At 64.5% G+C, this 22,996-nt stretch carries 24 protein-coding genes; 8 read left to right on the plus strand and 16 right to left on the minus strand.

The genetic code is table 11. The features are described 5' to 3' along the window. The 4 genes from YUU_RS0127605 (at window position 1) to YUU_RS0127620 (ending at window position 4,265) form a co-directional block, all read left to right on the plus strand. The gene (locus YUU_RS0127605; protein ID WP_027525299.1) at window positions 1–1,215 is read left to right on the plus strand and encodes a dihydrolipoamide acetyltransferase family protein; all 1,215 of its coding nucleotides are present in this window, start codon (window positions 1–3) and stop codon (window positions 1,213–1,215) included. A 4-nt stretch (window positions 1,216–1,219) separates the two neighbouring features. Beyond that, complete coding sequence (lpdA, locus tag YUU_RS0127610; RefSeq protein WP_027525300.1) at window positions 1,220–2,617, plus strand: dihydrolipoyl dehydrogenase; 1,398 nt, start codon at window positions 1,220–1,222, stop codon at window positions 2,615–2,617. 319 nt (window positions 2,618–2,936) lie between these two features. Continuing rightward, the gene (locus tag YUU_RS0127615; RefSeq protein ID WP_156944540.1) at window positions 2,937–3,794 is read left to right on the plus strand and encodes a DUF72 domain-containing protein; all 858 of its coding nucleotides are present in this window, start codon (window positions 2,937–2,939) and stop codon (window positions 3,792–3,794) included. Between the two features lie 9 nt (window positions 3,795–3,803). Continuing rightward, window positions 3,804–4,265 (plus strand): DUF488 family protein, encoded by a 462-nt coding sequence (locus tag YUU_RS0127620; protein ID WP_027525302.1) that lies wholly within the window; start codon window positions 3,804–3,806, stop codon window positions 4,263–4,265. 137 nt (window positions 4,266–4,402) lie between these two features. Here the strand turns inward: YUU_RS0127620 and YUU_RS0127625 are convergent, their stop codons facing one another. From YUU_RS0127625 to YUU_RS51865, 9 genes are all read right to left on the minus strand, one after another. Further along, a complete protein-coding gene (locus YUU_RS0127625) occupies window positions 4,403–5,317 on the minus strand; it encodes a PhzF family phenazine biosynthesis protein (protein WP_027525303.1) in 915 nt (304 codons plus the stop codon). Between the two features lie 174 nt (window positions 5,318–5,491). After that, window positions 5,492–6,391: an amidohydrolase gene (locus YUU_RS0127630; RefSeq protein ID WP_027525304.1), complete on the minus strand. Its 900-nt coding sequence runs from the start codon at window positions 6,389–6,391 to the stop codon at window positions 5,492–5,494. A gap of 23 nt (window positions 6,392–6,414) precedes the next feature. Continuing rightward, on the minus strand, window positions 6,415–7,662 hold the full coding sequence (locus YUU_RS0127635) for an MFS transporter (protein WP_027525305.1): 1,248 nt from the start codon (window positions 7,660–7,662) through the stop codon (window positions 6,415–6,417). Between the two features lie 49 nt (window positions 7,663–7,711). Next, entirely contained in the window at window positions 7,712–8,443 is a 732-nt protein-coding gene (locus YUU_RS0127640) for a GntR family transcriptional regulator (RefSeq protein ID WP_027525306.1), read from the minus strand. Window positions 8,444–8,617: 174 nt separating this feature from the next. Further along, entirely contained in the window at window positions 8,618–9,925 is a 1,308-nt protein-coding gene (locus YUU_RS0127645) for an adenylate/guanylate cyclase domain-containing protein (RefSeq protein ID WP_027525307.1), read from the minus strand. Between the two features lie 31 nt (window positions 9,926–9,956). Beyond that, window positions 9,957–11,120: an ABC transporter permease gene (locus tag YUU_RS0127650; protein ID WP_027525308.1), complete on the minus strand. Its 1,164-nt coding sequence runs from the start codon at window positions 11,118–11,120 to the stop codon at window positions 9,957–9,959. Beyond that, window positions 11,117–12,055 (minus strand): ABC transporter ATP-binding protein, encoded by a 939-nt coding sequence (locus tag YUU_RS0127655; protein WP_027525309.1) that lies wholly within the window; start codon window positions 12,053–12,055, stop codon window positions 11,117–11,119. Before YUU_RS0127655 ends, YUU_RS0127650 begins: the two co-directional genes overlap by 4 nt. Then, the gene (locus YUU_RS0127660; protein WP_027525310.1) at window positions 12,052–12,855 is read right to left on the minus strand and encodes an HlyD family secretion protein; all 804 of its coding nucleotides are present in this window, start codon (window positions 12,853–12,855) and stop codon (window positions 12,052–12,054) included. Before YUU_RS0127660 ends, YUU_RS0127655 begins: the two co-directional genes overlap by 4 nt. After that, window positions 12,852–13,547: a TetR/AcrR family transcriptional regulator gene (locus YUU_RS51865; protein ID WP_027525311.1), complete on the minus strand. Its 696-nt coding sequence runs from the start codon at window positions 13,545–13,547 to the stop codon at window positions 12,852–12,854. The genes YUU_RS0127660 and YUU_RS51865 overlap by 4 nt, the downstream gene beginning before the upstream one ends. Window positions 13,548–13,657: 110 nt before the next feature. Here YUU_RS51865 and YUU_RS0127670 point away from each other — a divergent pair, with 110 nt between their 5' ends. The 3 genes from YUU_RS0127670 to YUU_RS0127680 are packed head-to-tail and all read left to right on the plus strand — an operon-like array spanning window position 13,658 to window position 14,880. Next, window positions 13,658–13,993 carry a helix-turn-helix transcriptional regulator gene (locus YUU_RS0127670; protein ID WP_027525312.1) on the plus strand — a complete coding sequence of 112 codons (336 nt, stop codon included), beginning with the start codon at window positions 13,658–13,660 and terminating at the stop codon, window positions 13,991–13,993. Next, the gene (locus YUU_RS0127675) at window positions 13,990–14,451 is read left to right on the plus strand and encodes an SRPBCC domain-containing protein (RefSeq protein ID WP_027525313.1); all 462 of its coding nucleotides are present in this window, start codon (window positions 13,990–13,992) and stop codon (window positions 14,449–14,451) included. The genes YUU_RS0127670 and YUU_RS0127675 overlap by 4 nt, the downstream gene beginning before the upstream one ends. Window positions 14,452–14,466: 15 nt before the next feature. Continuing rightward, window positions 14,467–14,880, plus strand: coding sequence for a GFA family protein (locus tag YUU_RS0127680; protein ID WP_027525314.1), 414 nt, complete (start codon window positions 14,467–14,469; stop codon window positions 14,878–14,880). 10 nt (window positions 14,881–14,890) lie between these two features. Here YUU_RS0127680 and adhP read toward each other — a convergent pair whose 3' ends face one another. Next, on the minus strand, window positions 14,891–15,916 hold the full coding sequence (gene adhP / locus YUU_RS0127685; RefSeq protein ID WP_027525315.1) for an alcohol dehydrogenase AdhP: 1,026 nt from the start codon (window positions 15,914–15,916) through the stop codon (window positions 14,891–14,893). A gap of 166 nt (window positions 15,917–16,082) precedes the next feature. Continuing rightward, window positions 16,083–16,493 carry a DUF2000 family protein gene (locus tag YUU_RS0127690; protein ID WP_027525316.1) on the minus strand — a complete coding sequence of 137 codons (411 nt, stop codon included), beginning with the start codon at window positions 16,491–16,493 and terminating at the stop codon, window positions 16,083–16,085. Window positions 16,494–16,705: 212 nt separating this feature from the next. On the opposite strand from YUU_RS0127690, the gene YUU_RS0127695 reads away from it, so the two are divergent. Next, window positions 16,706–18,487, plus strand: coding sequence for a CYTH and CHAD domain-containing protein (locus YUU_RS0127695; RefSeq protein WP_051389912.1), 1,782 nt, complete (start codon window positions 16,706–16,708; stop codon window positions 18,485–18,487). 40 nt (window positions 18,488–18,527) lie between these two features. On the opposite strand, the gene YUU_RS0127700 is transcribed toward YUU_RS0127695, so the two are convergent. From YUU_RS0127700 to YUU_RS0127720, 5 genes are all read right to left on the minus strand, one after another. After that, window positions 18,528–18,917, minus strand: coding sequence for a DUF4189 domain-containing protein (locus tag YUU_RS0127700; protein ID WP_027525318.1), 390 nt, complete (start codon window positions 18,915–18,917; stop codon window positions 18,528–18,530). 171 nt (window positions 18,918–19,088) lie between these two features. Further along, on the minus strand, window positions 19,089–20,693 hold the full coding sequence (locus YUU_RS0127705) for an NTP transferase domain-containing protein (RefSeq protein WP_027525319.1): 1,605 nt from the start codon (window positions 20,691–20,693) through the stop codon (window positions 19,089–19,091). Next, window positions 20,690–21,391, minus strand: a complete 702-nt coding sequence (locus YUU_RS0127710; RefSeq protein WP_027525320.1) for an XdhC family protein — start codon at window positions 21,389–21,391, stop codon at window positions 20,690–20,692. The genes YUU_RS0127705 and YUU_RS0127710 overlap by 4 nt, the downstream gene beginning before the upstream one ends. 2 nt (window positions 21,392–21,393) lie before the next feature. Next, window positions 21,394–21,717, minus strand: coding sequence for an XdhC family protein (locus tag YUU_RS0127715; RefSeq protein WP_027525321.1), 324 nt, complete (start codon window positions 21,715–21,717; stop codon window positions 21,394–21,396). A gap of 10 nt (window positions 21,718–21,727) precedes the next feature. Further along, entirely contained in the window at window positions 21,728–22,930 is a 1,203-nt protein-coding gene (locus YUU_RS0127720; RefSeq protein WP_027525322.1) for a VWA domain-containing protein, read from the minus strand. Window positions 22,931–22,996: the final 66 nt, after the last annotated feature.

The raw sequence follows: 22,996 nt of genomic DNA on the forward strand, positions 1-22,996 counted from the left end.
ATGGCGGAACGCGCCGTCAAGCTGCCCGACGTCGGCGAAGGCATCGCGGAAGCCGAACTCGTGGAATGGCACGTGAAGGTCGGCGACATCGTGCGCGAGGACGCCGTGCTCGGTGCAGTCATGACCGACAAGGCGACGGTGGAAATCCCCTCGCCCGCCGAAGGCCGCGTCATCTGGCTCGCCGGGCATGTGGGCGATGTGCTCGCCATTGGTTCGGACTTCGTTCGGCTGGAAGTTGAAGGCAAGGCCGAGCCACCGGCCGTGATGAAGACGACCAAAACAATCGCTCAACCTGCGGCCGCGACACCGCTTCAGCCCGCGGTTGCGGAACCTCCCGCCGAGCAAACCAAGCCGCTGGCTTCCCCAGCGGTCCGCTTGCGCGCGCGTGAAGCAGGCCTCGACCTGCGCCAGATACAGGGCACGGGTCCTGCCGGGCGCATCACCCATGCCGATCTCGACGCCCATCCTGCGCACAGTTCCGTCGGTGCCGCGGCGACCACATACCTGACGAAGACCGGCGTCGAAGACATCAAGATCGCCGGTCTCCGCCGCAGGATCGCGGAGAAGATGTCGATCGCGAACTCGCGCATTCCCCACATCACCTATGTCGAGGAGATCGACGTCACCGCACTTGAGGATCTACGTGGCAAGCTTAATGGCCAGCAGCGGCCCGGCAAGTCGAAGCTGACCTTGCTGCCATTCCTCATGCGCGCGATGGTCCGCGCGATCGCCCAACAGCCGATGCTGAATGCCCATTTCGACGACGAGTCCGGCATCGTGCACCGACATGACGGCGTCCACATCGGGATCGCCACGCAGACACAAAATGGCCTGGTGGTGCCGGTGGTTCGCCATGCTGAATCGCGCGACATCTGGAGTTGTGCCACGGAGGTCGCTCGGCTCGCCGAAGCGGCTCGGACAGGCAGCGCCTCGCGCGACGAACTCAGCGGCTCGACCATCACGATCACGTCCCTCGGGGCCATGGGCGGGCTTGCGACCACCCCAATCATCAATCATCCCGAGGTCGCGATCATCGGCGTCAACCGCATCGCCGTCCGTCCACATTGGGACGGCGCGGCCTTCGTACCGCGCCAGATGATGAACCTGTCGTCCAGCTTCGATCATCGCGTGATCGACGGTTTTGATGCCGCGCAGTTCGTGCAGCGAATCAAGACGCAGCTCGAGACGCCCGCCATGATCTTCATTGACGCATAGAGCGATGAACGAGATCACCTGCAAGCTCCTTGTCATCGGCGCGGGCCCCGGCGGCTACACCTGCGCGATCCGTGCCGGCCAGCTCGGCATCGACACGATCATTGTCGAAGCTGAAAAGCCGGGTGGCACCTGTCTTAACGTCGGCTGCATTCCCTCGAAGGCGCTAATCCACGCGGCCGCCGAGTATGAAACTATTGCGCTGGCCGCGGATAGAAACAGCGTACTCGGCATTTCCACGGCGAAGCCGTCGCTCGACTTCGCCAAGACCATCGCCTGGAAAGACAATATCGTCCGGCGCCTGAACGGGGGCGTGGCCGGTCTCTTGAAGCGAGCAGGCGTCAGGCTCGTGGCCGGATATGCCCGTTTCCGGGACGGCAAGACCGTCGAAGTCGAAACGCAATCTGGCCTGCAAATGATCCGTGCCGAAACGGTGGTGATCGCGACAGGTTCCGAACCGGTTGCGCTGCCGTTTCTTCCCTTCGGCGCCCGCGTGATCTCGTCGACCGAGGCGTTGGCGCTCACCGAAATCCCAAAGAAGCTTGTTGTTGTTGGCGGCGGCTATATCGGCCTTGAGCTCGGCACGGCATTCGCCAAGCTGGGCGCGGCCGTTACCGTGGTCGAGGCCGCACCGCGTATTCTGCCCCAATATGACGGCGACCTGAGCGATCCGGTCGCCAGGCGCTTACGAGCGCTCGGCGTCTCGGTTCTGACAGGCGCGAAGGCAAAAGCACTCGTCGCTGATGGCACGGCGCTTGAAATCGAAACCGCCGGCGGCGAGCGGAAAACGCTTGATGTCGACAAGATTCTTGTCACGGTCGGCCGCAGGCCCGCGACCTCCGGCTTTGGCCTTGAACTTCTTGATCTCGACATGGATGCCCCCTTCATCCGGATCGACGACAAATGTCGCACCTCGATGCGCGGCATCTCGGCAATCGGCGACGTCACGGGAGACCCAATGCTCGCGCATCGTGCGATGGCGCAAGGTGAGATGGTGGCTGAGATCGTCGCTGGCCACCGCCGCGCCTGGGACCGGATTTCGATTCCTGCGATCTGCTTCACCGACCCCGAGATCGTCACCGTCGGCCTGTCACCAAGCGAGGCGGGCCAGACCGGTTTCGACATCAAGACCGACCTGTTTCCGTTCAAGGCCAATGGCCGTGCCCTGACCCTGGATCGTGAGGATGGCTTCATCCGGACCGTGGCACGCGCCGACAACCATGTCCTGCTCGGCATCCAGGGCGTCGGTGCGGGCATTGCCGAACTTTCAGCAGCCTTCAGCCTTGCGCTGGAGATGGGCGCGCGCCTCGAGGATATCGCGGGGACGATCCATGCGCACCCGACCCAAAGCGAGGGCTTCCACGAGGCCGCGCTGAAATCGCTGGGGCACGCAATTCATATTTAACGTACGGGCGAGGCCTCCGTGTGTGCGGCGCGCATCATGACCCATGAAGCGATCGGCCATAGCCGTCCGCAGCATGCAGACGAAGCGGTCTCGCCGAGGCCGTCTCATGTGAACGAGCCTGAGAGCCAACGCGCTGCGGCTCATCAAAAATTGCTGATTATCCAGCAGCTTAGCTCGATGTAAAACTATCTGCAGAAGAAAGGAGTTTATGTCACTGTCAAAACTATTCAAAACTATATTGTCTCTCGATAATCGCAGATCCCGATGACGAGCTTTGACGGGGCGCCGCAACTGGCCAATCAGATCTGGTTTGATTAGGATGAAGGCCATCCCCTCATCCGCGCGAGATCCTCCGGTGGCCAAAGCAAAAACCGCGTCGCAAAAATCGGGCAACATCTTCATCGGCATCGGCGGCTGGACTTTCGAGCCCTGGCGCGGCGTATTCTATCCGGAGAAGCTCACGCAGGCGAAGGAGCTGTCCTATGCCGCATCGAAGCTGACCTCGATCGAGATCAACGGCACCTATTACGGCTCGCAGAAGCCGGAGAGCTTTCGCAAATGGGCCTCCGAAGTGCCGGACGGCTTCGTCTTCTCGGTCAAGGGACCGCGCTTTGCCACCAACCGGAGGGTGCTGGCGGAGGCCGGCGACTCCATCAAACGCTTCTACGATTCCGGCGTGCTGGAGCTGCGCGACCGCCTTGGCCCCGTGCTGTGGCAGTTCGCGCCGACCAAGAAGTTCGACGGCGCCGATTTCGGCAAGTTCCTGGAGCTGTTGCCGCGCAAGCTCGATGGCCGCGCGCTGCGCCATGTGGTCGAAGTCCGGCACGACAGCTTCTGCACGCCCGACTTCGTCGCGCTGCTGCGCGAGTTTGAGACGCCCGTGGTATTCGCCGAGCACGGCAAATATCCGGCGATTGCGGACGTCGTCAGCGATTTCGTCTATGCGCGGCTTCAGAAGGGCAATGACGAGCTGAAGACCTGCTATCCGCCCAGGGATCTCGATGCCTGGGGCAAGCGGTTTCAGGCCTGGGCCTCGGGTAGTGAACCGGATGACCTGCCGAAAGTTGACAAGGCAAAGCCCAAGAAGGAGCCGCGCGACGTGTTCGCCTATGTCATCCACGAGGGCAAGGTGCGCGCGCCGGCCGGCGCCATGGAACTGATCGCGCGGGTCGCCTGAGGTTTTGGCATGGCCAAAGCGAAAAAGCTCTTCACCATCGGCTATGAGCAGACACCGCCCAAGGCGGTGCTGGACGAGCTCGAGCATGCCGGCGTCAAGCTGCTGGTCGACGTGCGCGCGGTGACGTCGTCGCGCCGGCCGGGCTTTTCCAAGAAGCAGCTCGCGGCGGGGCTCGACGAGCGCGGCATCGCCTATGTCCACCTCGCGGCCCTCGGCACGCCCAAAGAAGGGCGGCTCGCCGCGCGCAGCGGCGAGTATGCGGTGCTCGAGAAGATCTACTCAAAGCACCTGAAGACGCCGCAGGCCAAGGAAGAGCTCGACGAATTGTCTGCGCTGGTGAAGAAGGCGGGTCCAGTCTGCCTGCTCTGCTACGAGCGCGACCACACTCACTGCCATCGCCAGATGATCGCCGAGATCATCGAGGAGCGCGACGGGGTGAAGGTGGAGAATTTGGTGGGACGGCAGATTTGACCGCCATTCCACTCTGGCTGTCATTCCGGGGCGCGACGAAGTCGCGAGCCCGGAATCCATTCATCCGCGAACTCTGCGGCCCGATGGATTCCGGGCTCAGGGCTTCGCGCTGCCCCGGAATGACGAGTTGAGAGAGCTTAGCCCTCCGCCGCCAAGCGGAACGTTCCTTCCATCATCTGCACGCACTGGCCGCCGACGTGAGAGGACAGCAGCGCGCCGTTCTGTTTCACCACGCGCGTCAGCAGGATGCTCGGCCTGCCCATGTCAAAGCCCTGGCCGATCGTGAGCTTCAGCTCACCGTCGCGCTGGGGATCGAGATCGGCAAACAAGGCGGCCGCGGCGACCGTGGCACTGCCGGTTGCGGGGTCCTCGATCAGGCCGCTGGCGCCGGGGAAGAACATCCGCGCCTGGAGATCACAAGGTTTCTCCGCCGCTGGCACGTCGCGCGTGTAGAAATAAACCGCGAAGGCGCCGTCGCGCGGCAACACCCGGCCAAACGCGGCAGCGTCGGGCTTCGCCCGTCGTACTGCATCGCGCGAGCGCACTTCCGCCACCACGAACGGCGTTCCGACGCCGACGACCTGCGGCGCATGGCGATCGATCTTAATGTCATTCGCAGTCAATGAGATGCAGGCCGCGACGTCCTCGGCCGAAAGCTGCGCGAAGCGCGACAGCGGCTGCGGCGCGGTGAGCTCGGTGCTAACCACGCGGCCCTGCTCCCTAAAAATGTCGACCGCCACGAGCCCTGCCTTCTCTTCGAATAGCAGGCGCGACTTCGGCTCCTTCGCGAGGCTCGCTAGCACGAAGGAAGTGCCGACATTGGGATGACCGGCGAAGGGAATTTCCCTCACCGGCGTGAAGATGCGCACCTCCGCATCATTGGCCTTGTCGCGCGGCGGCAGCACGAAGGTGGTCTCGGAATAGTTGAACTCGGTCGCGATCGCCTGCATCTGCTGCGTCGACAGCCCGCCGGCATCGAGCACGACGGCAAGCTGGTTGCCGCCGAAGGCGCGGTTGGTGAACACGTCGACGGTGATGTAGCGGCGTTGCATCTTTCTTCCCTCACGCAAAGTGCAGCCTCAACCAGCTGCATCGGCCTGCATGTTACAGGCCGACACCAGCAGCCGTCATGCCCCAAAACTCGGAGCACTCGGTGCAATCGCGCGAGATTCTTCTTTGAGCATGATCTCTTCGGAAAACCGCTTCACACTTTTCCGGATCATGCTCTAGAAGCGGAAGAGTGGTCGCGGCGAGGCAAGCACCTGCGCGCGCTCGTCCTTATCCGTGACGAGCTCGTCGAGGAAGCGGCGGTTCTTCTCGTAGACCTGCGTCGCCTCGAACTGTGTGTGCGGCCAGTCGCTGCCCCACAACAGACGGTCGAGACCGTAAGCTGTGCGCAGCGGCGGGTACGCTTCCTTCGCAAAACTCTCGCCGGCCGCACCGTTGCGGTACGGCGCGGAGATCTTGACCCAGACGTTTCTGGTCGCACCCAGCTTCAGCACCGACTGGAAGCCGGGATCGGCGACGCCGAGTTTTGGATCGGGCAGCGTGAAGTGATCGAGCACGACGGTGATGCCGCGATCGAGAAGCTGCGGCGCGAGCGCTGCAAGATCGGAAGCGTTGCGCTGGATCTCGACCTGCCAGCCCAGCGATTTGACCGATGCCAGCAGCGCCTTCCATTCTGGCGCAGCGAGATCCGGCAAGGGCTGGCCGACGAGGTTGAGACGGATGCCGACGACGCCGGCGCGGTCGAGCGTGGCAAGCTCCTCGGCAGGAACTGCGGGATCGACGACGGCGATGCCGCGCAGCCGGCCGCCGGTCGCCTTCAGGCATTCGACGAGATAGGAATTGTCAGTGCCGAGAAAGCTTGGTTGCACCAGCACGCCGTTGGTCATGCCATTGCGATCGAGCTGTTGCAGATAGAGATCGAGCGGCGCGTCATAGTCCGGCGCATAACGCCGGCCGGTCGCAAGCTTGAGGCCACGGTGAAAGACGTGGGCGTGTGTGTCGATCGTAGGCATGGTCACCTCACCCACCGCCCTGCCCGCAGCCGCGGTCACCGCCACAAGGGCGGCAGCGCCCGCGCCGAATTGACGGCGCGTCAGGCAGTGTTCGCTTGTCGTCATGTTCGTTACTCCACATTCGCAGGTCAGGCGCGCGTGCCGGCTACGGCCTGCTCAAAAACCTTGCCGCGGGTTTCTGGCAGTAGCAGCACCGCGATCAGCACCAGCGAATAGGCAAAGGCCGCATCGATGCCGATCGCCGGCCCGAGGCCGATGTGGTCACTGAGATAACCGACGAGGAACGGGAACGCGGCGGAGACGACGCGGCCGAAATTGTAGCAGAAGCCGACGCCGGTGCCGCGCACGCCCGCGGGATAGAGCTCGCTGAACAGCGCGGCCATGCTCGCCGGAATGCCCGCGGAGAAGAAGCCGAGGGGAAAGCCCAGCACCAGCATCTGCGAATTGGAGAGCGGCGCAAAGATGTAGATCAGCACGGTGACGATGCAGGCGGTGGCGAAGAATGCAACATTCGCGCGCCGCCCGATGCGGTCGCTGATGATGCCGCTCATCACGCAGCCGCAGAAGAAAGCGATGATGATGACGGCAAGATAGCCGCTCGAACCCAGCACCGACAAATGCCGCACCTCGCGAAGATAGGTCGGCAGGAACGTCGTCAGCGCGGCGTAGCCGCCATGCGCGCCGGTGCCGAAGAGGCCGCCGATCAGCGTCGCGCGCAGCACGTCGCGATGGAAGATGCCGGCGAGCGTGGCGAAGAACGGCGGCTGGGCTGCACTCGGTGCCGCGCGCTGCGGCTCCTTCAGGCCGCGGCGGATGAAGATGATCAGGAGCGCGGGTAACAGTCCGATCGCGAACAGGATCCGCCAGGCGATATCCGCCGGCGCATAGGTGAAGACCAGCGCCGACAGCAGCACGGCTGCGCCCCAGCCCACCGCCCAGGCGCTCTGCACCGAGCCGAGGGCCTTGCCGCGGTGCTCGGGGCGGATGATCTCGGCCATCAGCACCGCGCCGCAGGCCCATTCGGCTCCGAAGCCGAGGCCCTGAATGGCCTTGAGCACCAGGAGCTGGGTAAAGCTCATCGCGAAAGCGCAGGCGAAGGTCGCAAGCGCGAAGGTCGCGACCGTGATCTGGAGCGCCTTCACGCGCCCGAAGCGGTCGCCGAGCGCGCCGCCGATCCAGCCGCCGAACGCACCGAAGAACAGCGTGATCGAGCCGAGCAGGCCGGCGTCGGCCTTGCTGATTCCGAAGGCTGCGATCAGCGCAGGGATCGCAAGGCCGAACATCTGGACGTCGAGCGCATCGAGCGCCCAGCCGCCGAAGCTTGCCCAGAAGGTGCGCCGCTCCAGCGGCGAGCTTTCGCTGTACCAGTTTGCCATCGTCTCTCCCCTGAATTCTTTGATTGCTTGATGTATGTGACGCCCGCGCTCACCGGATCTCGGCGTGGTAGCGGAAGCGATTGGCCGGCCCACGCGAGCGGCGCCATTCGATCGGACGCCGTTCGAGATCGAGCGCGAGACGCTCGATGACGATGAGCGGCGCGTGGGCCTCGAGCCGCAGCAGGCGAGCCTGCATCTCGCTCGCGGTCTCGACGGTGAGGATTTCCTCCGCCGACACCACCACCTCGCCGCAGCGCTCCTCATAGAGCGGATAAAGCAGGTCGCCGAACTCGGACGGGTCGATGTCGAGGATCGCCGCGAAGCGCGATCGTTGCAGCCAGATTTCTTCGGCGAGCAGCGGCACGTCGTCGATCAGACGCAGGCGCGACAGGCTGATCACGGGCTCGCCGACGGGGATGCGCAGCGCGGATGCAACGGCGGAGGTCGCCGGCACGCATTTCCGCCTGAGGATGCGGCTCTGCGGCACGCGGCGCTCGCCGCTCTCGGACTGGAAGCGGAAGAAGCGGAACAGCGAGGAGTTGAAGCGCGCGCGGCGAACGAAAGTGCCGCGGCCCTGCTGGCGCTCCAGCACGGTGTCGCTGACCAGCTGATCGATCGCCTTGCGCACCGTGCCGATCGCGACGCCGTAGTGCGCGGCGAGCTCGGCTTCGGACGGGATCGGCTCGCCCGGCCGCCATTCATTGCGATTGATCCGCGCGGCGAGATCGTCGCGCAGGCGCTGATAGCGAGGCAGGCGGTCGTCGAGCGGGGTTGAATTCATATAGTCATATAGATGACTAGATGAAATGAGAGTCAAGCGCTACTATAATACCTCCGCCGACCAAACCAAACACTCCGTCATTCCGGGGCGGCTCGAAGAGCCGAACCCGGAATCTCGAGATTCCGGGTTCGCCCTTCGGGCGCCCCGGAATGACGGCATCATCAGCGGAGCGCCCTACCCCAGTTGAAACACCGCCATCGGCCGCTCATAGCCGCGCACCTCGACCTCGCCGAGCGCAACCGCGTCCTCACCATCGTCACCCAAGGCGTCGCGCACAGACTCCGAAATCAGGAGCTGCGATCCAAAATCCTTGTTCAGAGCCTCCAGCCTTGAAGCGAAGTTCACGGTGTCTCCGATCACCGTGTACTCCTTGCGCCGGGGCGAGCCGATATTGCCGGCGACGACCTCGCCGAAATGGATGCCGATGCCGATCCGCAGCGGCCAGCTCGATTGTGCGTTGATGCGGTCCATCGCGGCGAGCATCTCGCGGCCGGCGGCCACCGCCCGGTGCGCAGCGTCGGCCGCCGCCAGCGGCGCGCCGAACAGTGCGAGAAAGCCGTCACCCAGAAACTTGTTCACGATGCCGCCGTGGCGGTCGAGGATGTCGACCAGCACGGCGAAGGCGCCGTCGAGCCGGTCGACCACGTCCTGCGGCGAGCGCGAGCGTGCGCCCGCGGTGAAGCCGCGGAAATCGACGAACATCACCGCGACGCGCCTGATGTCGCCGCCGGCACTGGTGCCCTCCGCCATCAGGCGCTCGACGACCTGCGGCGAGACGTGCTGGCCGAACAGGTTCGTCACCCTATCGCGCGCGGTGGCGGCAGCAATGCTCGCGGCAAACTGCCGACGCAATTGCGCGCCGACCGAGCCTGCCAGCACGCCGCAGATCAGGATGATGCAGCTGCGCACTGCGTGGAAGTAAGCCTGAGGCTCGCCGGCGCCGCTGACGGGATCAAAATAGAGTGCGACTGCGAGAAGCTGGGCCGCCGCCACGAAACCCGTGAAGGCCGACAACCAGAAATCGAGGCGCAGCGTCGAGAGAATGATGAAGATGAAGTAGACCAGAGGCACGGCAAAACCGAGTGCCGGGATCGCCCCCATGCTCCGGATTTCCAGGACGAGGATAACCGTCGGGAGCGAGGTCTCGATCAGTGTCCCGATGTACCGCCTGACCACCGGCACATCCCGATCGAGCCTGAGATTTCGCCTGATCTGGGACTGAACCCAGACCTCGAACAGGACAAACCCGATCAGCAGGCCGTAGACCTCGATCAGCCCAGACGTCCCGTGCCAGACCCGGTCCACGACGCTGGGGGCGACCAGGTACATAGCAGTGATGAACAGGATCATGACGCATCCCGTCACGATCAGCGCCTTGACCCGCATCAGCTCGGTCCGCAGCACCTCGCGCGCCAGCTCGTGCTCGAAATCCGCCGATATCGCGGCTTTCTGCCCGGCTGCCCTGCTTGCAAAACTGACCATCGCGCCCCTCGTCGTTGCGGGGCATTTTGCCTCAATCGAGCGTGCGGCGGAAGCGCGTCACGGCGATGATCATGGCGACCAGCATGAGGGCCGCCAGCGCCAACGTGTCATATTGCAGGTTCTGGACAGTCGCGCCCTTGAGCATGATGGCGCGGACGATACGCACATAATGCGTTAGCGGCAGGCCCTCGCCGAGATATTGCGCCCAGACCGGCATTCCCGCGAACGGGAACATGAAGCCGGACAGCAAAATGCTCGGCAGGAAGAACATCAGCGACATCTGCATCGCCTGCAGTTGATTCTGCGCGATCGTCGAGAAGGTATAGCCGATCGCGAGATTCGTGGTGATGAACAGTGTCGAGAGCAGCGCCAACAGGGTGAGGCTGCCGAGCACGGGCACGCCGAACAGCAACACGCCGATCGAAAGAATCAGGAAGGCCTGGATGAAGCCGACCAGCACGTAGGGGACGATCTTGCCGAACATCACCTCGACCGGCTTGATCGGCATCGATAACAGGCTCTCCATGGTGCCGCGCTCGATTTCGCGCGTCACCGACAGCGCAGTGAAGATCAGCATGGTCATGGTCAGGATGGTGCCGACCAGCCCCGGCACGATGTTGAGCCGCGAGGACGCGGCCGGATTGTAGCGGGCGTGCGCGCGGATCTCGAACGGCATTTCCGGGGGATCGCCGATATAGAGATCGTGCTGGAGCGCTGTCTGCACGACCATGCCGAGCGAGCCGAGCGCGGCGCTTGCCGCGACCGGATCGGTCGCGTCGGCTGCGACCAGCAGCGCCGGCTTGTCGCCACGCCGCACTGCCCGCTCAAAACCGCGGGGGATCTCGACGCCGAACAGCACCTTGCCGGACTTCAGGAGATTGTCGAACTCGTCGACGTCGTGCACCTCGCGGGTGAAACGGAAATAGGCGGTGTTCTCCAGCGCCTTCAGCACCGAGCGGGCAAGATCGCTGTCCTCCTGGAGCAGGACGGCGCTCGGCAGATTGTGCGGCGTTGTGTTGATGGCGAAGCCGAACAACAGGAGCTGCATCACCGGGATCATCACGATCATCGCGAAAGAGACGCGGTCGCGCCGGAGCTGGATGAACTCCTTCACGACCATCGCATAGGAGCGTCGCCAGAAGCCGAAGCGCTCGCGGATGTCGTGACCGTGATCTGATATGTCTGTAGCGCTCATTGGAAATTGTCCTTCGAGCGGTTCATGAGTTCGATGAAGACGTCTTCGAGCGAGGGATGCGACTTCTGCCAGTGCAGGCCGCCCTTGTCGCGCCAAGGCGCGATGCTGGTCTCGAGCGCGGTGACATCGCGGCCCGAGACATGCAGCGAGGTGCCGAACGGCGCGACCATGTCGACGCCGGGCTTGCCGGTGAGCTCGGCGGCGAGGCCGTTTAAATCATCGCCGGTGACGGTGTAGGTGGTGAGCGCAGATTTTGCGATCACCTCATCCACGGTACCGTGCGTCAGGAGATGCCCATAGGCGATGTACGCGATCTCGTGGCAGCGCTCGGCCTCGTCCATGTAGTGGGTGGAAACCAGAACGGTGAGACCTTCGGCGGCTAGCGCATGAATCTCGTTCCAGAAGTCGCGCCGCGCCTTCGGATCGACGCCGGCAGTCGGCTCGTCCAGCAGCAGGAGCTGCGGATTGGGCAGCGTGCACGCCCCTAACGCCAGCCGCTGCTTCCAGCCACCGGAGAGCTCGCCCGCAAGCTGCTCCTCGCGTCCGGAGAGACCGAGCCGCTTGATCATCTCGGCTGCCGCGCCGCGCGCATCGCGCATGCCGTAGAGCCGCGCGACGAACTCCAGATTCTCGCGCACCGAAAGATCCTGATACAGGCTGAAGCGCTGGGTCATGTAGCCGACCTGGCGCTTGATGCGCTCGGCGTCGCGCCTGATGTCGTAGCCCAGGCAAGTGCCCTCGCCGCTGTCGGGCGTCAAGAGCCCGCAGAGCATGCGGATGGTCGTGGTCTTGCCGGAGCCGTTGGGACCGAGAAACCCGTAGATCGAGCCGCGCTTCACCTGCATCGACAGGTCATGCACGACCTCGCGGCCGCCAAAGGACTTTGTCAGCCCTTTGACGTCGATCGCGATACCGTTGCCGGCTGTCCCGTTCATCGCTTGTCCGCTACTGGAGTCTTGATTTCAGAAGTCTTGGGATTGAGATAGACGTCGATCGGCTGGCCCACCCGCAGCGCATCGGGCCGCGAGGGCCGCGCCTGGATCAGATAGACGAGCTTGTTGCGCTCATCGAGGCTGTAGATCACCGGCGGTGTGTATTCGGCCGTGGTCGCGATGAAATAGATCTTCGCGGTGAGGTCGGCCGCGCAATTGTCGCAGACGACCCGCACCTGATCGCCGATCGCAAGCTTTGGCAGTTCGGTCTCCGGCACGAAGAAGCGCAGCTTCATGTTGCCGGGCGGCATGATCGAGAGCACCGGCCGCTGCGCCGCCACCATCTCGCCCTCGCGGAAATAGATCTGCTGGATCGTGCCGGCGACCGGGGCAAAACCTTTCCGCCGCGCAAGCCGCGTCTCCGAGGTTGCCACGCGCGCCTGGGCGACCCGCAGGTCCGAGACGGCAGAATCGAGCGTCGCCTGCGTCCCGGAGCCGGTCTTTCTAAGTGACTCCGCACGATCATGGGTCTGCTGCGCGTTCGCCAGCGTCGCCTTGGTTTGATTGAGGTCGGCAAGCTGGAGATCGTCGTCGACCGAGTAAAGGGCATCGCCGACCTTCACCTCGTCGCCCTCGCGGACGTTGAGCTTGGTGACGCGGCCGGCCTCATCGGGGCTGACGAAGATCATGTCGGCCTCGACCCAACCCTGGAAGCCGGGATCGCGGTTGTCCTTGCAGGCGGCCAGCCCAATGGTGAGAGCAACGGCCAATGCCGCGCGGAAAATGACTTGCGACGACCTCATGTCGTCCTCCGTTCGCCAAAAATCAAATCAAGATGGACACGCAGCATCTCCTGAGCGTCGAGCGGGAAGTGCCGCGCAAACAGGCTCTGCCAGATCACCGCGATCAGGGCGGGCGCGACCAGGATCTGCGGAAAACGCGCCAGGTTCTTTTGCTGAATCTCGCCGCGGGCGATGCCGAGCTCGATCAGCGCGCGCATGCCGGCCATCCCGCGAGAGACGACCTCGCGGTAGTAGAAGTCGGCCACGGCCGGAAAACGCGGCCCCTCCGCCACGATCAGGCGCACGAGATCGCCACGCCTGGTGTTCGCAACCTCCTTCAGGAAATTGGAGGCAAAGGCCTCGACGAGGTCGCGCACCGAGCCGGTCGGCGGCGGCAGTGTGGTGAGCCGCTCGACCACCGGCACGATCACGATGCGCACCAGTTCCTCGAACATGGATTCCTTGTCCTTGAAATGCAGATAGATCGTGCCCTTGGCCACACCTGCGCGCTTGGCGATGTCGTCGAGCCGCGTCGCCGCAAAACCGCGCGCGATGAACTCTTCCAGAGCCGCCTCCACGATCGCCGCACGCCGCTCCGCCGCGCGCGCGGCGCGACTTGATCCGGGAGCGGCAGCTTCTTCGCTGGCTTCGAGCGCACGGCCTTTGGCGCGGACTGCGGATGGCATGGCGGGTTTGCTTGGCTTCTTTGTCATATGCAATATATGACTGACCGGTCAGTCAAAGTCAAGCGATCAATCCGCGCTTGAGATATCGAAACAAATTAGCGTTGACTAATGCATTAGCCATTGCTAATTGAATGACCATGCTCGAAGCCGTCTCAAACCCCGTCACCACCGTCATGCGCGCTCTCGCTGATCCGACTCGCCGCGCCGTGTTCGAGCGCGTCTTCGAGAACAAGGAGATCAGCGTCGCGGAGCTGACGCGCGGCAGCGGCGTGACTCAGGGCGCGATCTCGCAACACCTGAAGTCCCTAAAGCAAGCTGGCCTCGTCGCCGAGCGCGCGGAGGGCCGCAACGTCTATTACCGCGCCGCGCCGCAGGGGCTCGAGCCTCTGGTCGAATGGATGGATCACTACGGCGTCTTCTGGCGCGAGCGCTTCCAGAATCTGCGTGACCTGTTGAAGGAGATCGATCCGTGAGTGCTGTCGCTTCCAACGTTCAAACCCAGGACATCGTCATCGACGAGGTCTTCCCTCACGCGACCGCGACGGTCTGGAAGGCGCTGACCAGCGCTCAGTTGATCGCGCGCTGGCTGATGCCGCCGACCGGCTTCGAAGCGATCGAAGGCAAGACCTTCACATTCCAGACTACCCCGGGCGGCGCCTGGGATGGCGTGATCCATTGCCGGGTTCTGGAGGTCGTGCCGAACCGGCGTCTCGTCTACGCCTGGAAGGGCGGCAACGAACGCAACACCGGCTACGGTGCGCCGCTCGATACCGTCGTCACCTGGTCCCTCACCCCCATCGAAGCAGGCACACGGATCCGCCTGGTCCATGCGGGCTTCGTCATGCCCAGGAACGACTCCGCCTACAACGTCATGAGCGGTGGCTGGAAGAAGGTTGTCCGCCAGCTCGGCGAGATCAGCGGCGAAGAGTGAGCAGGAGATATCGCGATGACCAAGCCCTATACCGGCGGCTGCGCCTGCGGCGCGATCCGCTATTCGATTGCCGGCGAGCCCCTCTTCGCCAACCACTGCCAGTGCCGGGACTGTCAACGTGAAAGCGGCACCGGCCACGGCTCATACCTCACCTTCGCGCGCGCCGGCGTCACGGTGACGGGCGGGGCCAAGCAATGGGACATGGTCGGTGACAGCGGCAACGTGAAGACGCGCGCCTTCTGCTCCGTCTGCGGCTTGCCGGTCTACATGACCTTCGCCGCAATGCCCGAAATTTTCACCATCCGCGCCACGAGCCTCGACGAGCCTGCCCGCTACAAGCCGCAGGTGGTCACTTACGCAGCGCGCGGACATGACTGGGATCGCCTCGACCCCAACTTGCCGAAGTTCGAAACCATGCCGCCGGCGTGAGACGCCGGCGCTAGCCAAAATCGAGCACCATGCGGCCGTCGATCTTGCCGGCCTTCATCCTGTCGAACACCGTGTTGATCTCAGCGAGCGGCACCTTGGTGACCTCGGCGTGGACCTTCCCGTCGGCCGCGAAGGCGATGGCCTCGTCGAGATCCCTGCGGGTGCCGACGATCGAGCCGCGCACCGTGATGCGCTTGAGCACGACGTCGAAGATCGGGGTCGGGAATTCGCCGGGCGGCAGACCGACGAGGCTGACGGTGCCCTTCCGGCGCACCATCTTCAGCGCCTGCGCGAAGGCGGCCGTCGAGACGGCCGTCACCAGCACGCCATGCGCCCCTCCTCCGGTCGCGGCCAGCACCTTGTCGACGGCATCCGCATTCAGCGCGTTGACTGCGAGATCGGCGCCGGTCGTGCGCGCCAGCGCGAGCTTGTCCTCGGCGATGTCGATGGCGGCAACCTTGAGCCCCATCGCCTTGGCGTATTGGATCGCGACATGGCCGAGCCCGCCAACGCCCGAGATCACCACCCACTCGCCGGGCCGCGCCTCGGTCTCCTTCAGTCCCTTGTAGGTCGTTACGCCGGCGCAAAGGATTGGCGCCACGCCGGCAAAATCGATATTTGCCGGCAGCTTCGCCGCGAACGCGCCAGAGGCGACGACGTATTCGGCAAAGCCGCCATTCACGCTGTAGCCGGTATTGTGCTGGTGCTCGCACAGCGTTTCCCAGCCGGTCTCGCAATATTCGCAAGCCATGCACGAATCGTGCAGCCATGCGACGCCGACGGCATCACCGACCCTGAGATTGGTGACGCCGGTTCCCAGCGCGGCAACGGTGCCGGCGACCTCGTGGCCGGGGATGAAGGGCGGAACCGGCTTCACCGGCCAGTCACCGGAGGCGGCATGCAGATCGGTGTGGCAGACCCCACAAGCCTTCACCTTGACCAGGACCTCGCCCGGACCCGGCTGCGGCACCGGCACATCCTTGATCTCGAGCGGCTTGCCAAAGCTGGTGACGACAGCGGCTTTCATGGTCGGCATCGGTCTGCTCCTTTGCATTTGCGCAAAGTCCTTTGCATTTGCGCAAAGGCAGACTAGCGACCGCGCGCGGCACGCCCTTGATTGGCGTCAAACAGCACAATCTTTGCGCATGGCGAACCACCGGTATCACAACGTGGTGACAACGACTTCGCGCGAGCTCGCAGCGTCAGCTGTGGAACTTCAATCCATCGACAATTTTATCGATCACCTTGCGTTCGGCGCGCATCGCGATGCCGACAAGATTGAGATCGGCGCGCCCAACCGCCTTCACCGCCGCGCGATTGGCGGCATCATGCGTGGTCGCGAACATGTCCTCGGTATAGACCGCGGGTGCGACATTGCGCGACAGCGCGCGATCAAGCGCGCGGGACAAGGCCGGACCATCGGCGCCATAGATCAGGATCGGCTGGCCGATCAGCGAGAGATATTTCGTCCCCGAAGCGTCCTCGTAGGGCTCGCCGATGCATTCAGGAAAAGCCGCGGCGATGCCGCTGGTGAGGAAAGAGGCAACGTTGAGCTTTTGCCACGCCTGGAGGTCGGTGCGGATCACGACGGCGATCTTGGTGTCGAACTGCATAAATTCTCCCACGCATTGCATGCCGAGAAAGAAAAATCTTCACTCGTGGCCTGCTCGAGTATGCACGTAATCGAAATTGACCTATTTCTCACAGTTCGAAAATTTCAAGCTCGATTCAACCTCGTGGCGCTTCTCCCGGCGAATCGAGTCGGGTATACGTGTCGCACTGTCATTAAACTGTCACACAAGCGTAAATGTCGGAAACTGGTGCGATGAACCCAGCCGCCGAAAGCATGCCGAGCGTTGCGAGTCCCAACGGTCATGCTCCTGCGGAGGGTGGAAAGAAGATCAAGGACTCCCTCACGTCCGGCACGAAGCTAGAGCCCAACGTCCGGGAGCTCTTCCCCAACGAGACGTTTCGCAACGCACCCCCTCAGACCCAAGACCTTCGTGTTGATGAGGCTGATGCCGAGGCACCCGCACCGGAAATCTCTCCGCCTCGCGATGCTCCGTCGCTCGCCACCGAACTCGAACTCAAGCTGCTCGTGGAGGCCAATCGGCTGGCCGGTTTCAGCGATGCACCCATCATCGCAGCAAACGCGCGCAACAAAGGCACGCGAAAGCACCTCAAGGCCGTCTACTACGATACGCCCAAGCGTGCGCTTCAACGCAACGGATTGAGCTTCAGGGTCCGCCAGAGCGGCGCACGTTTCACGCAGACCGTGAAAGCCGAGTCCGGAAACGATCCGCTCCGGCGCGGCGAATGGGAAGCGAGCGTGCCCTCCGCTGCGCCCGACCTGGCGCTGGCACTGCCCTTCATCCCGGAGAAGCTGCGGGCCGATTTCGAACGACGCCCGCTCGAGGCGGTCTTCACGACAGACATTCACCGGCACCAGCGCATCGTCGACTTGCCGTCCGGCACGGTCGAGGTCGCTTTCGACCAGGGCGTCTTGAAATCCGGCGATCGATCGATGGCGGTCAGCGAGATCGAGCTGGAGCTCAAGTCCGGCAGCCCGTCGGCAATCTACGAGCTTGCGCTGCGGCTCGCCGAGCATGGGCCGGTGAGACCATCCATCCGCAGCAAATCGGCGCGCGGATTTGACCTCGCGGCCGACACCCCGCCCGCCGCGAGAAGGCCGCGCAAGCTGTCCCTCGATCCATCGGCCTCCCTAGATGAGACCTTTGCCGCGATCCTGCGCGCCTGTCTCCTCCATCTCCTCCAGTCGCTTCCCGCCGCCGAGGACGGCCGCAATCCCGAAGGGATTCATCAGCTTCGCGTCGCGCTGCGGCGCCTGCGATCCGCCATGCATCTGATGCAATCGGTCCTCTCGGAGAGCAAGCTCGACCTGCTGCGCGCAGAAGCAAAGTGGCTGTCGCAAAATCTATCAGCCGCACGCGAGTGGGACGTCTTCCAGCAGGACACGCTGCGCACTGTCGCGCAAGGCTGCCCCTCGATCGCCGGCTTCGACGCGCTGGGTGAAGCCGCAGAACAACGCCGGACGGCCTCCTACGATAAGGCGCGCCTGGCGCTGGCCGACCGCCGGGCTGCGTATTTCGTGATCGGGCTCGGCGGCTGGATCGAAGCGCGCGGCTGGCGCAGCGACGTCGTTCCGGAACATCTGGGCCAACTGGCAGAGCCCGCCACGAACTTCGCGCGGCGCATCCTGTCCGCCCAGCATGCGAAGGTGCTCAAGCGCGGCCGCCGCTTCAAGTCGCTCACGGCTGAAGAGCTGCACTGCCTGCGGCTGGCCGTGAAGAAGCTGCGCTATGTCGCAGATTTCCTGTTGCCGCTCTACGGACAGCGCAAGTCGGCAAGACGCTTCTCCGACCGGCTGGCCGAGTTGCAGCACGAGCTCGGTCTCTTCAACGACATGGCGACGACGGCGTCGCTGCTCTCCGAGATCGGTACGGAGTCTTCCGGGAGCAGCACTGCGGCTGCCGCGATCGCCGGCTGGCAGGCACACGCGATGGTCGGCACCGAACCGCGCCTTAGGAAAGTGTGGTCGGATTTCGTGAAGGCGAAGGTACCCTGGTCGATCGAGGCGGAGGCCTGATCGGCCAAGCCACCGCAAGCCACTGCGGACGATGCAGGCTTCAGCCCTTGGCGTCGCAGGCCCAGGCGCGGATCACGCATTCCTTGCCACCATATTTGTAGCATTCGCGCGTGGCGGCGTTGAGCGTGGTCGAGATCTTCGGCTTCACGGCATAGCCATAAGCGCCGCAGGGGTTGGCGAGATCGACGGACATGGCGGCGCAGGCGCGCTTCATGGTCACGGTCGTGCAGTCGCCCTTGCACTGCTTTTGTGCCGCGGCGCGCGCCGCAGCTTCGCCGGGGAAGTCATATGCATGGCCGTAAGCGCCGCATCTGCCGACCGCGAAGGCCCCGGCAGCGTGCGCGTCCGTGACGTAGCGGGCCCCAGCCACAGCAACGCTCAGCCCAAAGAAAAACATCGCGCAACGGCGCGCGACGACGTTCGAAGCCATGGAAATTCCCCTCCCCCGAGGCAGGCGGAGGAGACTCTATCGGCCGGTCGTTTCCAGATGGTGAACGAGTGGTTGAAATCGCCACTTCGTAGAAGCGTAACCCACCTCTTTGCGATCCGCGTGGAGAGAAGTGGTGGGTTACGCCTTCGGCTAACCCACCCTACGGCAGCGTCACACGCGTCTCGCCGCTTCCAGCGCCTGCGGCGTGTCGATGTCGAGGAAGGCGCTCTCGCCGTCGACCGGCACTTCGGCAACCACCTCCGCATGCTTGGCGATCAAGTGCCGTGCGCCGATGTCGCCGTCGAGCGTCATCAACTCGCTGAAGAAGCGGCGCGACCACAGCACGGGATTGCCGCGGCGGCCTTCGCTCACGGGCACGGCGATCAGGTTGCCGCGGTCGGGCGCAAAGCTGTCGATGAGGCGGTCAATCAGACCGGCATCGATCAGCGGCATGTCGCCGAGGCAGACCAGCGCGCCATCGCAGGTCTCCGGCACGACCGCGATGCCGGCCTTGACCGAACTTGCGATGCCGCCGGCAAAATCCGGATTGCGGACGAACTTCACCTTCAAGCCGCTGAGTGCCTGCTCGACCAGCTCGGCCTGATGGCCGGTGACGACGATGACCTCCGACGCTTTCGAGGCCAGCACCTGTTCGGTCGCGATCCGCACCAGCTTCTTGCCCTCCAGCTCGGCGAGCAACTTGTTCGGCCCGCCCATCCGGGTCGAGCGCCCGGCGGCGAGCACGATCGCCGCGACCCGGCTGTTGCCTTCGGTCTCGGGTTTTGCACGCGGCTGCGGCCGCGTGACGATCTCCATCAGGAGGCCGCCGACGCCCATGCCCATCAGCTCGGCGCGCGTGACCTTGATGCCGGCGAGTAACCGCATCAGCACCCAGTCAAAGCCGTTCTCGACCGGCGAGCGTGCACAGCCCGGCGCGCCCAGCACCGGCACTGCGCCGGCGCGGCCGATCAGCAGCAGATTGCCGGGATCGACGGGCATGCCGAAATGCTCGATCGCGCCGCCGATCTCGGTGATTGCCGCCGGGATCACGTCGCGACGATCGGCGATCGCGGAGGCCCCGAACACGATGACGAGCTCGGCGCCGAGTCCCAGCAGCTCCTTGATCGCAGCCGACAGCGCCGTCTCCTCATGCGGCACCCGCCGCTCGGCGATAATGGTCGCACCCGCGGGCGCGAGCCGCTCGGCGGTGACGCGGAGCGTCTTGTCGACGACCTTGGAGGACAGTCCGGGCAGCAGCGTCGAGACGACGCCGACGCGCTTGATCACGTAAGGCGCAACGCGCAGCACGTCGCGGCCCGCCGCCTTCACCGCGGCATCGCGCAAACTCCCTTCGACGCCGAACGGAATGATCTTGACCGTGCCGACCATCTCGCCCTCGACCACCGGCTTGAAGGCGGAGAGCGTCGCAAAGGTAATGGCTTCGTCGACATTGTTGATGCGGTCGACCGCAGCGCGGTCGATCACCAGAACGCCCGGGCGCGCCGCGAACAGATTGGCGCGACCGGTGAAGGCGCGCTCGACATGAATGCCCTCGCCGCCGACGGCCTCCGCAATGCTGGCGGCTGCGACGTCCTCGGAAACGTCGCCCTGCTCCATGCGCACCACGACGATGTCCTTGATGCCGGCGCGCGTCAGCGCCTCGACCTCGGCAGGCCCGATCGTCGTGCCCTTCTTCAGCACCAGCGGACCCTGGCGCAGGGTGTGGACGGTCACCCCGCCGATCGCATCCTTGGGGCTCGCCGGGCCGAACTTCATGCCGCTTCTTCTTTTTCTTTTGGAGGTAGCCGAAGCACCGCCGTGATCTCTGCCATGATCGACACCGCGATCTCGGACGGCGAGACCGCGCCGATCGCAAGCCCGACCGGCGCATGAATGCGGGCGATATCAGAGTCCTTCGCGCCCTGCGCCCGCAGCCGGTCCCCGCGCTTGGCATGCGTCTTCCGCGAGCCGAGCGCCCCGATATAGAAGCAGTCGCGCTCGAAGGCGTGCAGCAGCGCGGGGTCGTCGATCTTGGGATCGTGGGTCAGCGCGACGAAGGCAGTGTAGTGGTCGATGTTGAGCGGCGGCAGCGCGACGTCAGGCCATTCCGCGATCAGCGGCACATCCGGAAACCGCTCGGGGCTCGCAAAGGCCGTGCGGGGATCGACCACCGTGACGTCGTAGCCGAGCGAGCGCGCCATCGGCGCCAGCGCCTGGCTGATATGGACGGCACCGACGATCACCATCTTCGCGGTCGGCGCGTAGACATTGAGGAACAGCTTCTTGCCGCCGGCCTCGACGTTGCCGCTCTTGCCCGTGCGGAGCTGTTTTTCCAGCTCGGCGCGCAGCGGATCTTTCGCAAAGTCCCTGGCTTTCACCAGGCGCTGCTCACCGCTCTCCGTATCGGTGACGAGGATGACCGGCCGCCGCGCGGCGCGCTCGGCATTGAGTTCGTGCAGGGTTTCCAGCTTCACGGCTAGCCGACCTTCTCGACGAAGACGCGGATAGTGCCGCCGCAGGACAGCCCGACGTTCCAGGCGGTCTCGTCGGCAACGCCGAACTCCAGCATTTTTGGCTTGCCCGTCTCAATCACATCCATGGCCTCGGTGACCACGGCGCCTTCGACGCAGCCGCCCGAGACTGAGCCCAGAAACGTGCCGTCGTCGTTGATCACGAGGCTCGAGCCCGCCGGCCGCGGCGCCGAGCCCCAGGTCTCCACCACCGTTGCGAGGGCAACGCCATGGCCGGCCTTCTGCCAGTCCTCCGCCGCCTTCAGGATATCCTCGTCGCGATCGAGCATGGCCTACCTCTCAAGCTGCGGAACGGATCAGGCTGCGGTGATGCGGCGGCAGCGGCTGGGAGAGCGTCTTGATCAGCTCCTGGATCGAACTCAAATTATGCACGGGGCGGAATTCGTCAACGTGGGGCAGCATCATTTTGATGCCCTGCGCCTTGGCCTCGAAGCCGCCGAACCGCAGCAGCGGGTTCAGCCAGATCAGCCGGCGGCAGGAACGGTGGAGCCGGTCCATCTCGAAGGCGAGCTTGGAGTCGGCCTCGCGCTCCAGCCCGTCGGAGATCAGCAGCACGATGGCGCCCTGGCTCAGCACGCGCCGCGCCCACAATTTGTTGAAGTTGTGCAGCGAGGTCGCAATGCGCGTGCCGCCGGCCCAGTCCTCCACCGCCGCCGAGCAGCTTGCCAGCGCCTCGTCCGGATCGCGCTGGCGGAGCGCACGGGTGACGTTGGTGAGACGGGTGCCGAACAGGAACACGGAGACGCGCTTCCTCGCATCAGTGATGGCGTGCAGGAAGTGCAGGAACAGGCGGGTGTATTCGCTCATCGATCCCGAAATATCCAAGAGCGCCACGATCGGCGCCGGTTTCTCGATCCGCCCGAGCCGGTGGATGTCGATGATGTCGCCGCCGGTGTGCAGCGAAGCGCGCAAGGTTCGGCGCAGGTCGAGGCGCAGCCCGCGCCGGTCGGGCCGGTGCCGCCGCGTCAAGAGCTCGGCCTGTGGCAGCTTCATCTTCTCGATCGCGCGCAGCGCTTCGCTGATCTCGGCCGCGCTCATCTGCGCAAAGTCTTTCTTCTGCAGGATTTCCTTGTCGGAGACCGACAGGCGCAGATCCTGCTCCTGGCGCTGCGGCGTCTCCGTCATCTGCGGCTGCGACAGCGCCTCCTGGACGCGGCGCGAGGCCGGCGGCGGCTTCTTCTTGGCGTGATCGGGCAACGGCACCGAATCCAGCATGTGCTTCCACTCCTCCGAGGCGCGGAAGAACAGGTTGAAGGCCTGCCTGAAGATCAGCGCATGCTCATGGCGCTTGACGAAGATCGCCTCCAGCGTGGTGAAGACGTCGGCGCGGCTGCCGATGTCGATCATCTGGAGCGCGTTGACGGCGTCGATCACCGCGCCGGGGCCGACGGGAAGACCGGCGGCACGAAGCGCGCGGGCGAAGCCGATGATGTTGTCGGCGAACTGCTCGGTCGTCTCAGGCGCAAGGTGATTGATGGCCATGGTCGTAACCTACCCTCACGTCATTCCGGGGCGCGACGAAGTCGCGAACCCGGAATCCAGAAGTTG

Origin of the sequence: Bradyrhizobium sp. Ec3.3, assembly GCF_000472925.1 — a bacterium.
Taxonomy (GTDB): domain Bacteria; phylum Pseudomonadota; class Alphaproteobacteria; order Rhizobiales; family Xanthobacteraceae; genus Bradyrhizobium.